This window comes from Lysobacter sp. SCRH-1R (assembly GCF_057747855.1).
In genome coordinates this window covers 2,756,770-2,771,004 of record NZ_CM173227.1, presented here as the reverse complement: position 1 = coordinate 2,771,004, position 14,235 = coordinate 2,756,770, and the positions used below count along the sequence as shown (strand labels likewise).

Below are 14,235 nucleotides of genomic sequence, written 5' to 3'. Positions count from 1 at the left end.
TCTAGAGGAGTGAGCAGTGAGCCGGGCGTTTGTTACGGAACGACGATGGCAGGCCTTTCCTCACTTCCCACTCCTTCCTCCCCACTCCTGCGCCTCAAGCTTCCACCGACGCCGAGAACCGGTACCCCGCGCCGCGCACCGTCTGCACCATGCCGTCGAGCTGGTGCGGTTCCAGCGTCTTGCGCAGGCGGCGGATGTGCACGTCGACCGTGCGTTCCTCCACGTACACGCTGCCGCCCCAGACGTGGTCCAGCAGCTGCGTTCGGGTGTACACGCGCTCGGGGTGGGTCATGAAGAAGTGCAGCAGGCGGTATTCGGTCGGGCCGATCTGCACCGGCTGGTCGCCGTCGCCGCCGTGGGCGAAGACGCGGTGCGCGGCGCCGTCGATGCGCAGCGGGCCGACGGCCACGCTGCCGTCCTCGTCGTCTTCGCGGGAACGCCGCAGCACCGCACGGATGCGGGCCAGCAGTTCGCGCGCGGAGAAGGGTTTGACGACGTAGTCGTCGACGCCGGCTTCGAGCCCGCCGACGCGGTCGTTCTCCTCGCCGCGGGCGGTGAGCATGATGATCGGGATCTCGCGCGTCAGCTGGTCCTTGCGCCAGCGGCGGGCGAGTTCCAGGCCGCTGGTGCCGGGCAGCATCCAGTCCAGCAGGATCAGGTCGGGCACCCGGTCGGCGATCGCGGCCTGCGCTTCGCGCGCGTCGCCGGCGTGGACCGGTTCGTATTCGCCCTTGCGCAGGGCGAAGGACACCATGTCGCGGATGGCGGGTTCGTCTTCGACGATCAGGATGCGCTTCTGCACGCGGTCACCGGGGGAGCGTAGGGGGCTTAAGCAAGCCGCGTCAGTACACTACCGTTTTATGACGGGCGCATGACACCGTCATCCGGGCCGCTCCGGCAAAGGGTTACTGCCGTCGCAGATCCTCGTCGCGGATGCCCTGGCGTTTCAATTCCAGCACCGTGGGCGTGATCGCCGCGATGCGGGCTTCGATCCGCGCACGCGCGTAATAATCCAGGTCGGAGCGGCGCTTGAGCGTGTTCAGCTGCACCAGCGCCTGTTCGGGCCGGCCGTTCAGATACGCCGCTTCCGCGTAGGCTTCGCCGGCGCGGACCGGATCGCCGGCCATCTCGCAGGCCCGCGCGAACACGCGCTGGAAGGTCGCGTCGTTGGCCGAGTTGCCCAGCAGCGGACGCAGGATCTCCTGGGCCCGCTTGCCCGCCTCGGCGTTGCCGCGCTCGGCGAGCACGTCGGCGTAGCTCAGCACGACGGCGCGATTGCGCGGCGTCTGGCGCAGCAGGGCTTCGAAGCGCGCGTCGGCGGACGCGGTCTTGCCGGTCTTCGATTCGGCTTCGGCCAGGGCGAGGGTGATCCAGACGTCGCCCGGGTTCTTCTGCAGCAGCGCGCCCAGCGTCGTGGCCGCCGCGGCGGGCTGGTTGGCGCGCAGCTGCGCGAACGCCAGACCGTAGCGCTGCGCGTCGGTGCGCTTGCCGGCGTCGCCCAATTGCTCGTATTCGCGGATCGCATCGCGCGGCGTGTTCGCGCTGAGCACACGCAGGCGTTCGCGCGCGTAATCGAAGCGGCCGGTGCCGCCGGCGCCGAACGCGGTGCCGAGATTGGCCTGCAGCGTCGGCGGCAACAGCGGATTGACCGCACCATCGCTGGGGAACTGCGGGCGCGGCGCGGTTTCCTTCTCGCACTGCGCCGGGCCGTCGGGATCGCGCACGCACACCTCGCTGGTGCCGCGCTCGCGACGGATGCGCGCGGCGCGATCCTTGGCCTCGGTGATGCGGGTGATGGTGACCGGGTGGGTCATCAGCCAGTCCGGCGATTCGCCCCAGTAATTGGCGCCGTTGCTGCGCGAGCGCGCCTGCATGATCGCGAAGAAATCCGCCATGGCCTCGGGGTCGTAGTCGCTGCGGGCGAGGGTCTGGATGCCCAGGCGGTCGGCTTCGGATTCGTTGGCGCGCGTGTAGTTGATCTGGCGCTGCTGCATCAGGCCCATCGCGCCGGCCATCGCGGCCTGCGCGGCGTCGTCGGAGGAATTGCCGTTGGACGCCTGCGCGGCGACGATCGCGCCGAGCATCGCCAGCAGGATCGGCAACTGGTCGCGCTGCGCACGCTCGGCGCCGCGCAGCACGTGCTGCTGGGTGACGTGGGCGATTTCGTGGGAGAGCACGCCGGCGACCTCGTCTTCCTTGTCGGCGGCGAGGATCAGGCCGGAGTTGACGCCGATGTAGCCGCCCAGCGTGGCGAAGGCGTTGATCTGCCGCTCGCGCAGCATGAAAAAGGTGAAAGGCTGCTTCGGCTGGTCGCTGTTGGCGGCCAGGCGCGTACCTAGGGTGTCGAGCCAGCTGTCGATCAGCGGGTCTTCGAGCAGGTAGTCGTAATGGCGCAGCTGCGCCAGCATCATCGCGCCGTATTCCTCCTGCTGGCGCGGGCTCAGCAGTTCGCCCGCCGACGAGCCGATGTCGGGCAGGTTCGATTCCTGCGCCGGCGCGCACAGGCTGGCGACGGCGAAGGTCAGGGCGGCGACGGGCAGGACGATGCGGCGCAATGGGGTTCCCTCTGGACCGGCGGTTCGTGGGCTCGGGGTCGTCGACTCAGGATCGCCGGACCGGTCGCCCGCAGGATGCGGCGGCGCCACGACACCGGGATGAATCGCCAGTTAATCCTTTCACATGGCTGTCCGGATGCATGCTCCGGGCGTCAGTGTTCCGTACGTGGGGTGGAAATGCCTCCGGGCCAAGCCCATATTCGACCACAGCCCCCTCCGCGAGTTCACTGGAGATTGTCTTGACCGCTTCAAACGTTGCGTCCGGCACCGCCAAGGCCCCCGAAATCGTCATCTACACCACCGCGATCTGCCCGTACTGCGTGGCGGCCAAGAACTTCCTGAAGAGCCGCGGCCAGTCGTGGACCGAGATCCGCATCGACCTGGACCCGGCGCAGCGCGACACCATGCTGGCCCGCGCGCGCCGCACCAGCGTGCCGCAGATCTTCATCGGCGACACCCACGTGGGTGGGTACGACGACATGATCGCGCTGCATCGCGCCGGCGGCCTGGAGCCGCTGCTCTCCCCGCAGTAAACCGGTCCGCACCGCGACGTCCGGCCACGACCGCCTGGCGCCCTGCCTGGCGGGCGTGGCCGTCCCGTTCCAGACTTCATCCATCCGTCCGAACCTTCGATTCCGGGATCCACATGAGCAACGACAGCAGCACCCAGGACCGCGTCGCCGAATTCACCGCGTTCCGCAAGCGCATGAACGAGCGCATCCTCGCCGAGCCGAACCAGGTCGTGCGCCGCTTCTTCGCGCTGGACACGCAGACCTACCAGGCCGGCGCGCTGGACGTGAAGACGAAGGAGCTGCTGGGACTGGTCGCCTCGCTCGTGCTGCGTTGCGACGACTGCATCAGCTACCACGTCGCGCAGTGCAAGGAAGCCGGCGTGAGCCGGGACGAGATGTTCGAGACCTTCTCGGTCGGGCTGGTCGTCGGCGGTTCCATCGTGATTCCGCACCTGCGTCGCGCCGTGGACTTCCTCGACCGCCTGGAGCAGGGCGAGGCCGCCGCGCCGGCCGGGCACGACCACGGCTGAACGGGTCCGCGGCATCCGCCGCCTCGGCTCCACGCACCGCAAAAGCCCGCTCCGGCGGGCTTTTTGCCGTTTCGGGCTGTCGGTCCCGGACCATGGTCGAATTCGTCCCGCCTGCAGGGGCGGGCCGCTTCCGGCATAATTCCGGGGCTCACCATCCGGCGCCGTACTTCCCCGTCGCGCGCCCATAAGTCGGAAGAAATCCCCTATGACGCAGACTATTACGGTCATCCGTGGCGACGGCATCGGCCCGGAGATCATGGACGCCACCTTGCACGTGCTCGACTCGATGAACCTCGGGTTGCAGTACGAATTCGCCGATGCCGGCCTGGTCGCGCTCGAAAAGCACGGCGAGCTGCTGCCGCAGGCGACGCTGGACTCCATCCGCAAGAACCGCATTGCGCTCAAGTCGCCGCTGACCACGCCGGTCGGCGAGGGCTTCAGCTCGATCAACGTCGAGCTGCGCAAGCGCTTCGACCTGTACGCCAACGTGCGTCCGGCGAAGTCGTTCCCGAACACCAAGTCGCGCTTCGCTTCGGGCGTGGACCTGATCACGGTGCGCGAGAACACCGAAGGCGCGTACATCGGCGAAGGCCAGGCGCTGTCGGAAGACGGCGAGACCGCCGTGCTCACGCAGAAGGTCACCCGCCGCGGCTCAGAGCGCATCGTGCGCTACGCCTTCGAACTGGCCCGTCGCACCGGCCGCAAGAAGGTCACCGTGGTGCACAAGGCCAACATCCTGAAGTCGACCTCGGGCCTGTTCCTCAAGACCGCGCGTGCGGTCGCCGCGGAATACCCGGACATCGAGTGCAACGAGATGATCGTGGACAACACCTGCATGCAGCTGGTGATGCGTCCGGAGCAGTTCGACATCATCGTGACCACCAACCTGTTCGGCGACATCATCTCCGACCTGTGCGCCGGCCTCGTCGGCGGCCTGGGCCTGGCGCCGGGCGCGAACATCGGCACCGACGCCGCGATCTTCGAAGCCGTGCACGGCACCGCGCCGGACATCGCGGGGCAGGGCAAGGCCAACCCGTGCGCGCTGCTGCTGGGCGCCGCGCAGATGCTCGACCACCTGGGCGAATGCGAGAAGGCCGAGCGCCTCCGCGCGGCGATCATCGCCACGCTGGAAGCCAAGGATTCGCTGACCCCGGACCTGGGCGGCACCGGCAACACGATGTCGTTCGCGAAGGCGATCGCCAGCCGGATCTGATCCGGTTGGACACATCGGCCGCGCGGTTGCCGGCCTTCGACGAGGCGCCTCCGGGCGCCTCGTTGCGTTTGGGCAGATCGTCGGCGGGAGCCTCTCCTGGGCGTTTGTAGCCGGGGTAAGCGAAGCGCACCGGGGAGGTTATCGACGCGGCGACGCACAACCCGGGTGCGCTTCGCTTACCCGGGCTACAACGGCTTGATCCTGCTCCATACGTCTTTCGGGCGTCCCGTTGTGTTCTGTAGCCGGGATGACGGCGCAGGTCGCACACAACGGCCCCGCTTCCGCGCATGCTGGCGCAGTGTTCCGCCGGTGCACTCGACACCGCCCGCCGCCGGCCTCAGAATGCGCCGCCTTTTCGCTCCATTCGGATAAAGAGATGAACGAGCCCGTCCGGCCAAGCGCCCTGGCGCTGACGCCGCTGCTGGTGTTCCTCGCGCTGTTCTTCGGCGCCGGGCTGTATTACACCAGCCACGGCGAGGCCATGGGCTTCTACCAGCTGCGCGCGCCGGTGGCGATCCTGCCGGCGCTGGCGCTGGCGGCGTTCATCGCGTGGCGGCGCGGGCTGAAGCCGCTGGAGACGCTGCTGTCGGGCATGGGCGACCACAACGTCGTGCTGATGTGCCTGATCTTCCTGCTGGCCGGCGGCTTCGTGGAGGTGTCCAAGGCCATCGGCGCGGTCGATGCGATCGTCGCGCTCGGCATCGGCCACCTGCACCCGGCGCTGCTGCTGCCGGGGCTGTTCGTCGTGGCGGGCTTCATCTCGCTCTCGCTGGGGACCTCGATGGGGACCATCGCAGCGGTGGCGCCGATCGCGCTGGGCGTGTCGGACGCATCCGGCCTGGATCGCGCGCTGGTGCTCGGCGCGGTGATCGGCGGCGCGACCTTCGGCGACAACCTGTCGGTGATCTCCGACACCGCGATCGTCGCCAGCCGCACGCAGGGCTGCACGATGCGCGAGAAATTCCACGCGAACCTCAAGCTCGCGCTGCCTGCCGCGCTGCTCACCGTGGTGCTGCTGGGCTTCATCGGCGATACCGCGCCGGCGCAAACGCTGGAACCGGTCTCGCCGTGGCTGATCGTGCCCTACGTGATCGTGCTCGGCCTGGCGATGGCGGGCGTGGACGTGATCATCGTGCTGAGCCTCGGCCTGGTGATCGCCGGCCTGTTCGGCGCGTTCTTCGCCGACGAGTTCGGCGTCGCCGCCTACGCCACGCACATATGGGAAGGCTTCGAAAGCATGGTGGAAATCACCCTGCTGTCGCTGCTCGTGGGCGGCCTGGGCGCGCTGATGAAGGCGACCGGCGGACTGGCGTGGCTGGCGCAGGCGATCGGCCGCTTTGCGCGCGGGCATCGCAGCCGTCGCGCGGGCGAGGTGAGCATCGCCACGCTGTCCGCCGCGACCGATGTGTTCACCGCGAACAACACCGTCGCGATCCTGATCAGCGGCGGGCTCGCGCGCGACATCGCGCAGGAACACGGCGTGCCGCCGGCGCGCGCGGCGAGCGTGCTCGACATCTTCGCGTGCGTGACGCAGGGCGTGCTGCCGTACGGCGCGCAGATCCTGCTGGCCGCTTCGCTCGGCGCGGTGTCGCCGCTGGCGCTCGCGGGCAACGTGCATTACAGCTGGCTGCTGGGCGCCATCACCATCGGCGCGATGCTGTGGCCGGTACGCAGGACCGCGCCGCAGCCGGCCTGAGCGAACCACCACAAAAGCGAAGGGCGCGGATCGCTCCGCGCCCTTCGCGTTTCCGGCTCGTGGGAACCGTCGCGTCAGTCGCGCGACTGCAGCTTCGACAGCAGGCGCAGGAATTCCACGTACAGCCACACCAGCGTGACCATCAGGCCGAACGCGCCGTACCACTCCATGTACTTCGGCGCGTTCTGCTCGACGCCGCTTTCGATGAAGTCGAAATCCAGTACCAGGTTCAGCGCCGCGATCACCACCACGAACAGGCTGAAGCCGATGCCGATCAGGCCGGATTCGTGGATGAACGGAACGCGCACGTCGAAGAACGACAGCACGAACGAGGCGAGGTACACCAGCGCGATGCCGCCGGTCGCGGCGACCACGCCGAGCTTGAAGTTCTCCGTCGCGCGGATCAGCCCCGAGCGGTACGCGAACAGCAGCGCGAACAGCGTGCCGAAGGTCAGCATCACCGCCTGCATCACGATGCCGGGGAAGCGGTGCTCGAAGATCGCGGAGATCGCGCCGAGGAAGAAGCCCTCGGTCAGCGCGTACATCGGCGCGGTGACCGGCGCCCACTCCTTCTTGAAGATGGTGGCGATGGCGAACACCAGGCCGCCGATCGCGCCGCCGATGACGTAGGGCATCGCGCCGACCGGGCCGGCTTCGGTGAACGTGACCTGGCTCCATGCGAAGGCCGCGGTGAACACGCAAAACAGCAGCAGCATGCCGGTCTTGTGGACTGTGCCGTTGAGCGTCATCGCGTCGCTGTCGCGCTGGACCACCGCGCCGCTGGAAAGATCGAGGAAGGTGCCTTCCTTCAATGCGGGATTGCCGCTGCGTCCGATCATGGGGTGCCCCTGTTCCGTGGTGAATGGATGAGCGGGAGCATACAACGCCCGCCCGCGTGGCCCGGGATCCGTTGACAGCGGCAGTCGCGCCAGCCAGACTATCCGGCCTTTCGCGGCGTTGGCGCGCAACGGAAGTCCCGGCCTCGGGGTATAGCTCAGCCTGGTAGAGCGCCAGCTTTGGGAGCTGGATGTCGTGGGTTCGAATCCCTCTGCCCCGACCATCCAGGACCGAGTGGGAAGTTCGACCGGCGGTTGCGGTTGCAGTGTCAGTTAAGATGCAAGGCTGGCGCCCGTAGCTCAACCGGATAGAGCACCGGCCTTCTAAGCCGGTGGTTGTGGGTTCGAGTCCCGCCGGGCGCGCCACGCAATGCGGTGAATGCCGCGAAAACAAGCTTTATGGTGGCTGTAGCTCAGTTGGTTAGAGTACTGGATTGTGATTCCAGTTGTCGGGGGTTCGAGTCCCCTCAGCCACCCCAGATCGTGTGACAGGCTGTTGGCGAAACCGGTTTTTGTTGTTATAGTTTCGCTTCTGGTTTTTCCGGGCCGTTAGCTCAGTTGGTAGAGCAGTTGACTCTTAATCAATAGGTCCAAGGTTCGAATCCTTGACGGCCCACCAATCCGGACAAGCACTTAGGCGCAAGCCTAGGTGCTTTTTCTTTTTCCCGGTCCGGGAAAACGGAGCGCGCAGCGCAAGGCGCGACTGACGCGCGCCGGGGGTCTGCGGGGAGAAGGGCAGTTGATCGAGGGTGCTGGCGACCAGGTGGCCACGTCAGCTGTGGGCGGTGCTAATGTCCGCTTTCGACCCAAAGCGGACGTTGAGGAGACGCAGTGCGCTGGATGATCGCCGTCAGAAATGCGCTGTGCATGGTGGTCATAGGTTTCGTCATCGGCGTCCTCGAAAGCCTTCCTCCGGGTGGGTCTCTGTCGGAGGCCCTCCGCATCTGGGTTGTAGGCAATGTCGCTTACACGTTGGCGGTGGCGATCCTCGTCTACGCAGTCGCAACGCACAGTCTCTCGGAATCCCTTCGGCTGGCCTTCATGACAATCAGCGTGTACACGCTCTTCTCGGTTCTGATCGGGCTTGCCTTGTCGGCATGGGGTGGGGCGCCGCCGCTCATGGTGCTGATCGAATGGCTATTGGTCGTGGTCGCTGCGTTTGTTGGAACCGCCGTCGGAGCGTGGGTGCGTACGGTGAGGTCACGTCAACAGGAAACGCCCCTCCTGGCCGATAGCAGCCTAGCCGGCTTTGACGATGCTAATGTCCGCTTTCGACCCGGAGCGGACGCAGGGCGGCGCCGATCTCCTGTTCGATCGAAGTCGGCAAGCCTCACTCACTGACCGTCAGAGGACAGACATGGTCGCAACGCTTCTGTTCTCGCTTTTGCTTGGAGGTAGCACGCCCGAGCCGGCTGCTGAACCACCGGCACTCCAATGCAACATCGGTCCGACGGCAATGCAGCTTGGGGGGAACGACTGGGTGGTATACGGGTGCGTGGATGGCCGCTCAGTGATCGTGGTCGCGAGCTCACCCAATCCCGCCGCTCCCTTCGTCTTCATCATTACGCCAGACGATAGCGGCGGCATTGAACTGCACGGCGAGGGCACCGGCGCAAAGAGTGCTACCAAGCCCGCGTACGACGTCCTCAGCACCATGTCCAGTTCGGACTTGGCAGTTCTCTTTCAGCGGGCGCGTCAGGCAGATCGACCTTGAGTTCCGCGTGATCGGCCCGGCCCGCGCGACAAATGTCAGCTTCTGGCCGAAAGCGGACGTTCGGGCAGGACGGCCGGCAGCCGGACTGTTAATGTCCGCTTTCGACCCGAAGCGGACATTCATTGAGGAAGCATGAAGACGTGCGCCGCGCAGATCGATCACGCGTTTCGCGATGTACCGAAGCGGCCTTCCATCACCCTTCGGGCAGGTAATACGCTGGACGATTACGAGAACCCGCCTGACTTTGATCCTGCCGTTGACAGCGTTTCACCTGAGTATTTCGAAACGTACTTCTGGGGCATCTCGTACCTTGACCCGCAATCGTGGCTGTTCTACTTGCCGCACTTCCTTAAGCGCTCGCTGGCATGCCGCGTTGATGGGCGCTCCAATCTGGTCAATGCATTTCTCGGGTCGTTACGTCCGCCAGACCGGAATCCGCCGCGTTTCGGGTTGCTCACGGCAGAACAGGAACGAGCAGTAGTTGCGGTACTGGACGAGCTTGCGTTCTCGTCGGAATCAATGTGGCGGGACGAAGCGATGACCGCTCTGGAGGAATACTGGGCGCCCGGGGCGACTTACAGGTGAACAGGGTTCCATCTCGAGTGTCCGCTTCTGGCCGATAGCGGACACCGGGAAAATGGCTGGTAAGATGCTGATCTGGCGGCGTTGCAGGTGAGCGCCATCGGGAAATTGAAACGGCTTAAGCCATTGATTTAAGAGCAAAGTTGCCCAAACTCTTAATCAATAGGTCCAAGGTTCGAATCCTTGACGGCCCACCAAAAACGGGACTTGGCGGCGACGCCAGGTCCCTTTTTCTTTGCCCCGGAGCGGCTTCAGGGCGTTCGCGTTGGCATCCGCCCGCTGCGATTCCATGCGACGCGCCCGGACAGAAGTCGCGATGAACCTCTGTCCGATCAATGCAGGGCGCACCTTCGCGCATCTCGTGGTTCATGACGCACTAATCAGGGGCGCTTGATCAGCGGCGGCGGGAAGTAGCTGCCGTCGGCCACGCCGCCCGACGGGCCGTAGAAGCGGAAGGTCAACCGATAGTCCTGGCCGGCCGGAGTCGGCAGCCAGTTGTTCGCGGGCGCATCGGCCGGCTTCTCCGGGCCGAAGAACAGGGTCAGCGAACCATCCGGGTTGTACTGGAGGTTGGACTCGCGGTTGAGCAGGAACCGGTTCTGCGCATTGGGGAGCACGCGCATGTGGCGCGTGTCCACCGCGATCACCGACCAGAAGTACTTGGCGTACTTCGAAGGAAGGTCGTCCTTCGGGAACGTCACCGTGTACGTGTGCGTGCCGTTGACCTGCGTTCCGGTGCTGTCCAGGTTGCCCTTGTAGTAGACGACCTCGTCCATCGTGTTCGCCCAGATGCCGGCGAAGTTCACCAGCGTGCGTCCCAGCCAGTCGTCGCGATAGGCGCCGGAGACCGCCGGACGCGCCCAACCCTGCTTCAGGGTGCCGTGGCCGATGGTGGGCGACGCCTTGGCGAAATCGGTCAGCGCCTTCTCGCGGATCACCTGATCCACGCGTGCGCGTTCGGCCGGATCGCGTATTCCTTCGGCGATCGCGCGCACCTTGGCCGCAACGGCCTCCATCCCGGGATTGATGTCGGCTTCGCTGTCCAGCACGGCCGGCGCGACCTCGAACGCTTTCGCGTCCGGCAGCGAATCCATGTCGAACGCGGGAATGGCGGGCAGCTGCGGAAGCGCCGGATTCGCCGTGGCCTTCAGCGCGAACCTGCGTTGCAGCGCGACGGCGTCGTCCCAGTTGTCGCCGAGTTCGACGCGCGTGAGCACGCGGGTGTACTTCACCGGCAGGTCGATACGCGTGACGCCGGCGGGAAGCTCCACGTTCGCGCCTTTCAGGCACACGGCGAACTCGCCCGACGGCTGGTCCGGATGCGTGCGCTCGTTGATGTTGGCCAGCGTCTCGCCCCAACCGTTGAGGAACTGCACGGTGTAGTAGCGACCGGTGACCCTGGGCACGGTTACCTGGGTGCAACTGTTCTCATCGGTGGCCACCCACGCCTCGGAGTAGGCGACATCGAGGTTCGGATTGGGCCAGTCCACGGCGCCGGGCTTGCGGTGCACAAGCTCGTTCCACTTGAAGCCTTCCTCGAAGTCGAGTTGCTGCTGCCGCAGCACCAGCAGCCGCGCGAGCAGGTAGATGTACGCGTCGCTGATGTCCTGATCGGTGTACGGCCGGCTGTTGGCCTGGGGTGCGGGGGCGGGCCCCGGTTCCGTGTCGGGCGCCTGCGTCGAGGGACGGTTGCAGCCGGCCAGGGCAGCCAGCGCGACGGACGTCAGAAGCGCTAACGCAGTACGCATGGCTCACCTCCGTTTCACCGGATCGGGTCTTTGACAGCGCGGCTGTGAGGCCGGCGTGAATGTCCGGCTGTGGCCGCTTCGGGGCCCACGCCGCCGCCGATCGATCAGGCATGGCAGGGCGGGATACCCGCAGGGCTGGGCAGCTCAAGTGACTGATTGGATGGCAAATTCCAGCTCCTGGAGCGGCGAGCTCAAGGCTCGACTCCCTGAAGGCCCGTCCATCCAGAACGCCCCCGGCTTTCCCCCGGTGTCTTTTTCTCTTCCGACCCGGGAAATCCCGAAGAACATTTCCCCTCGCCGGAGCCGCGGCCTAGAATGCCGCCGCGCCGGCATCCGCCGGCCGGCAAGCGAAAGTGGCGGAATTGGTAGACGCCCTGGATTTAGGTTCCAGTGCCGCAAGGCGTGCGGGTTCGAGTCCCGCCTTTCGCACCAACCTCCTCGGTATGCGGCGGTCGGCAAGCCCGAGCGAGCGTTCGCGAGTGATGCATTCGGCGGCCGGACTGTGCTTCCGCACGGGCCCCCTGCCCGAGCGAGCGCTGCTCCCGACGCCCGGGCAGAGCCCCCCGGGCGCCCCATCCGCGCCAAGGCTCGGAAACAACGCCATCATGGCCCCGCAGCCCCGTCCAGCGCTGGCACGACGGCCCGCAATCGGCCAAACTACCGCGTTCCGCCGGCCGCGAAGCATTCCGCCCGGGCCGCGGGCAGGATCAGGACCATCAACATCGTGCCGCGGCAGATCGCCGCGGTGGCAGGAGTGGATATGCAAGTTTCGGTCGAATCGCTCGGCAGCCTCGAACGCCGCATGACTTTCAGCCTTCCGGCGGACCGGCTGGAAGCCCAGGTCGGCGGTCGCCTGCGCGAGATCTCGCGCGGCGCCAAGATCAAGGGTTTCCGCCCCGGCAAGGTGCCCGCCAAGGTGATCGAGCAGCGCTTCGGCGCGCAGGTCCGCGCCGACGTCCTCAACGACCTCTTGCGCGAGGGCTTCAGCAACGCGGTGCGCGAGCAGTCGCTGCAGATCGCCGGCAGCCCGCAGATCGTGCCGGCCGGTGCCGAGGACCAGCTCTCGTACGTGGCGACGTTCGAAGTCGTGCCGGATTTCGGCGACATCGACGTGGCCAAGCTCAACGTCGTGCGCCACACCGCTGAAGTGACCGACGCCGACATCGACGCGATGATCGAGAACCTGCGCCTGCAGCGCCGCACCTGGAACCCGGTGGAGCGCGAAGCCGCCGCCGGCGACGCGGTCGAGATCGAAACCTACTCGCAGGTGGGCGATGAGCGCCTGCCGGCCGAGGGCGTCGAGCGCGGCGCGACCATCATCGGTTCGGCCGCCATGTTCCCGGCGATCGAATCGGCACTTGTCGGCATGAAGGCCGGCGACGAGAAGGATGTCGACGTCGACTTCCCGGCCGACTGGCGCGTGCCGGCCTTCGCCGGCAAGACTGTCAAGGTCCACCTGAAGGCGACCAAGGTGTCCGAGCCGGTGCTGCCGGACGTCGATGCCGCCTTCATCAAGAGCTTCGGCGTGCGCAGCGGCGATGCCGAGCAGTTCCGCATGGACATCCGCAGCAACCTGGAGCGCGAGCTCAAGGGTGCGCTGATGACCCGCCTGCGTCGCGAAGTCGGCGAGCAGCTGATCGCGTCGTACTCGCACGTCGAGATGCCGCCGAAGCTGGTCGAGGCGGAGGCCCGCGACATGGCCCGCCAGACCATCGAGGCCGCGCGCCGCCAGGGTCGCGCCATCGGCGAGATCCCGGCCGACGCGCACGTGGGCTTCATGGACGCTGCGCGCAAGCGCGTGCTGGTCGGCCTGCTGGTGGGCGAGATCGCCCGTCGCAACGAGCTGCGCCTGGAGCCCAAGCGCGTGACCGAGACGTTGAACCTGATCGCCTCGACCTACGAGGAGCCGCAGCAGGTCATCGAGCTGTACCGCAACGACGCGCAGCTCATGAACGGCCTGCAGGCCCGCGTGATGGAAGAGCAGGTGATCGACTGGATCGCCGAACGCGCGCAGCACACCGAGCAGGCGCTCTCGTTCAACGAGGCGATCCGCCAGTAAGCATGCGTGACGGTCGCGGCGTCGTGCCGCGGCCGGTTCCGTAGAAAGGACGCGCCCCTTGCGCTCTGGTCCGGTTGGCCCCAAGTTGACCGGACCGCGCTTCCGCAAGCGCCCCATATCCGATCCAAGGTGCCGTCGAACATGGACAACCTGACCAAAGCCCTGAATCTCGTGCCGATGGTGGTCGAACAGACCAGCCGGGGCGAGCGCGCCTACGACATCTATTCGCGCCTGCTCAAGGAGCGCGTGATCTTCCTGGTCGGCGGCGTGGACGACCACGTGGCGAACGTGATCGTCGCCCAGATGCTCTTCCTCGAGGCCGAGAACCCCGAGAAGGACATCAGCCTGTACATCAACTCGCCCGGTGGCGTGGTCACGGCGGGCCTGGCGATCTACGACACCATGCAGTACATCAAGCCGGACGTGAGCACGATCTGCGTCGGCCAGGCGGCCTCGATGGGCGCGCTGCTGCTGGCGGCCGGTGCGAAGGGCAAGCGTTACGCGCTGCCGAACTCGCGCGTGATGATCCACCAGCCGCTGGGCGGGTTCCAGGGGCAGGCGACGGACATCGACATCCACGCCCGCGAGATCCTGACGTTGCGCCAGCGCCTGAACGAAATCCTGGCCAAGCACACGGGCCAGGCGCTGGAGACCATCGCCCGCGACACCGAGCGCGACAACTTCAAGAGCGCCGAGGCGGCCCGCGAGTACGGCCTGGTCGACCAGGTCCTGGAGCGCCGCCCGGAAGAGTCGATCCAGGCAGGCTGACCGCCGTCACGGCATTGATCCA

Annotated in this window: 13 protein-coding genes and 6 tRNA genes; 15 read left to right on the top strand and 4 right to left on the bottom strand. The window is 66.6% G+C overall.

The features are described 5' to 3' along the window. Positions 1 to 94: 94 nt before the first annotated feature. Positions 95 to 802 (bottom strand): phosphate regulon transcriptional regulator PhoB, encoded by a 708-nt coding sequence (phoB, locus tag AC3ANK_RS12635; protein WP_206861121.1) that lies wholly within the window; start codon positions 800 to 802, stop codon positions 95 to 97. Between the two features lie 103 nt (positions 803 to 905). Continuing rightward, on the bottom strand, positions 906 to 2,555 hold the full coding sequence (locus tag AC3ANK_RS12630) for a M48 family metalloprotease (RefSeq protein ID WP_206861120.1): 1,650 nt from the start codon (positions 2,553 to 2,555) through the stop codon (positions 906 to 908). Between the two features lie 239 nt (positions 2,556 to 2,794). Here AC3ANK_RS12630 and grxC point away from each other — a divergent pair, with 239 nt between their 5' ends. The 4 genes from grxC (at position 2,795) to AC3ANK_RS12610 (ending at position 6,506) form a co-directional block, all read left to right on the top strand. Continuing rightward, entirely contained in the window at positions 2,795 to 3,088 is a 294-nt protein-coding gene (gene grxC, locus AC3ANK_RS12625) for a glutaredoxin 3 (protein ID WP_242525121.1), read from the top strand. A 113-nt stretch (positions 3,089 to 3,201) separates the two neighbouring features. After that, positions 3,202 to 3,597 carry a carboxymuconolactone decarboxylase family protein gene (locus AC3ANK_RS12620; protein ID WP_206861118.1) on the top strand — a complete coding sequence of 132 codons (396 nt, stop codon included), beginning with the start codon at positions 3,202 to 3,204 and terminating at the stop codon, positions 3,595 to 3,597. 205 nt (positions 3,598 to 3,802) lie between these two features. Beyond that, positions 3,803 to 4,810 (top strand): isocitrate dehydrogenase, encoded by a 1,008-nt coding sequence (locus tag AC3ANK_RS12615; RefSeq protein ID WP_206861117.1) that lies wholly within the window; start codon positions 3,803 to 3,805, stop codon positions 4,808 to 4,810. A gap of 376 nt (positions 4,811 to 5,186) precedes the next feature. Continuing rightward, positions 5,187 to 6,506, top strand: a complete 1,320-nt coding sequence (locus tag AC3ANK_RS12610) for a Na+/H+ antiporter NhaC family protein (protein WP_484171346.1) — start codon at positions 5,187 to 5,189, stop codon at positions 6,504 to 6,506. A gap of 74 nt (positions 6,507 to 6,580) precedes the next feature. Here AC3ANK_RS12610 and AC3ANK_RS12605 read toward each other — a convergent pair whose 3' ends face one another. Beyond that, a complete protein-coding gene (locus AC3ANK_RS12605; protein ID WP_484171345.1) occupies positions 6,581 to 7,345 on the bottom strand; it encodes a Bax inhibitor-1/YccA family protein in 765 nt (254 codons plus the stop codon). A 144-nt stretch (positions 7,346 to 7,489) separates the two neighbouring features. Between AC3ANK_RS12605 and AC3ANK_RS12600 the strand changes: the two genes are divergently transcribed. The 8 genes from AC3ANK_RS12600 to AC3ANK_RS12565 all read left to right on the top strand — a co-directional run bounded on the left by AC3ANK_RS12600 (position 7,490) and on the right by AC3ANK_RS12565 (position 9,835). Continuing rightward, a tRNA-Pro gene (locus AC3ANK_RS12600) sits at positions 7,490 to 7,566 on the top strand. A 65-nt stretch (positions 7,567 to 7,631) separates the two neighbouring features. Next, positions 7,632 to 7,708, top strand: a tRNA-Arg gene (locus tag AC3ANK_RS12595). Positions 7,709 to 7,744: 36 nt separating this feature from the next. After that, positions 7,745 to 7,821 (top strand) — tRNA-His (locus AC3ANK_RS12590). Between the two features lie 64 nt (positions 7,822 to 7,885). Next, a tRNA-Lys gene (locus tag AC3ANK_RS12585) sits at positions 7,886 to 7,961 on the top strand. Between the two features lie 212 nt (positions 7,962 to 8,173). Further along, entirely contained in the window at positions 8,174 to 8,683 is a 510-nt protein-coding gene (locus AC3ANK_RS12580) for a hypothetical protein (RefSeq protein ID WP_484171344.1), read from the top strand. Between the two features lie 16 nt (positions 8,684 to 8,699). Next, positions 8,700 to 9,056 carry a hypothetical protein gene (locus tag AC3ANK_RS12575; RefSeq protein ID WP_484171343.1) on the top strand — a complete coding sequence of 119 codons (357 nt, stop codon included), beginning with the start codon at positions 8,700 to 8,702 and terminating at the stop codon, positions 9,054 to 9,056. 132 nt (positions 9,057 to 9,188) lie between these two features. Continuing rightward, positions 9,189 to 9,641: a DUF6714 family protein gene (locus tag AC3ANK_RS12570; RefSeq protein WP_484171342.1), complete on the top strand. Its 453-nt coding sequence runs from the start codon at positions 9,189 to 9,191 to the stop codon at positions 9,639 to 9,641. A gap of 99 nt (positions 9,642 to 9,740) precedes the next feature. Then, positions 9,741 to 9,835: transfer RNA gene (locus AC3ANK_RS12565), tRNA-Ser, on the top strand. A 183-nt stretch (positions 9,836 to 10,018) separates the two neighbouring features. Here AC3ANK_RS12565 and AC3ANK_RS12560 read toward each other — a convergent pair. Continuing rightward, positions 10,019 to 11,386, bottom strand: a complete 1,368-nt coding sequence (locus tag AC3ANK_RS12560; protein WP_484171341.1) for a DUF1214 domain-containing protein — start codon at positions 11,384 to 11,386, stop codon at positions 10,019 to 10,021. Between the two features lie 347 nt (positions 11,387 to 11,733). Between AC3ANK_RS12560 and AC3ANK_RS12555 the strand changes: the two genes are divergently transcribed. From AC3ANK_RS12555 to clpP, 3 genes are all read left to right on the top strand, one after another. Beyond that, positions 11,734 to 11,818 (top strand) — tRNA-Leu (locus AC3ANK_RS12555). A gap of 328 nt (positions 11,819 to 12,146) precedes the next feature. Then, positions 12,147 to 13,445: a trigger factor gene (gene tig, locus AC3ANK_RS12550; protein WP_484171340.1), complete on the top strand. Its 1,299-nt coding sequence runs from the start codon at positions 12,147 to 12,149 to the stop codon at positions 13,443 to 13,445. A gap of 141 nt (positions 13,446 to 13,586) precedes the next feature. Beyond that, on the top strand, positions 13,587 to 14,213 hold the full coding sequence (gene clpP, locus AC3ANK_RS12545) for an ATP-dependent Clp endopeptidase proteolytic subunit ClpP (protein WP_206861112.1): 627 nt from the start codon (positions 13,587 to 13,589) through the stop codon (positions 14,211 to 14,213). Positions 14,214 to 14,235: the final 22 nt, after the last annotated feature.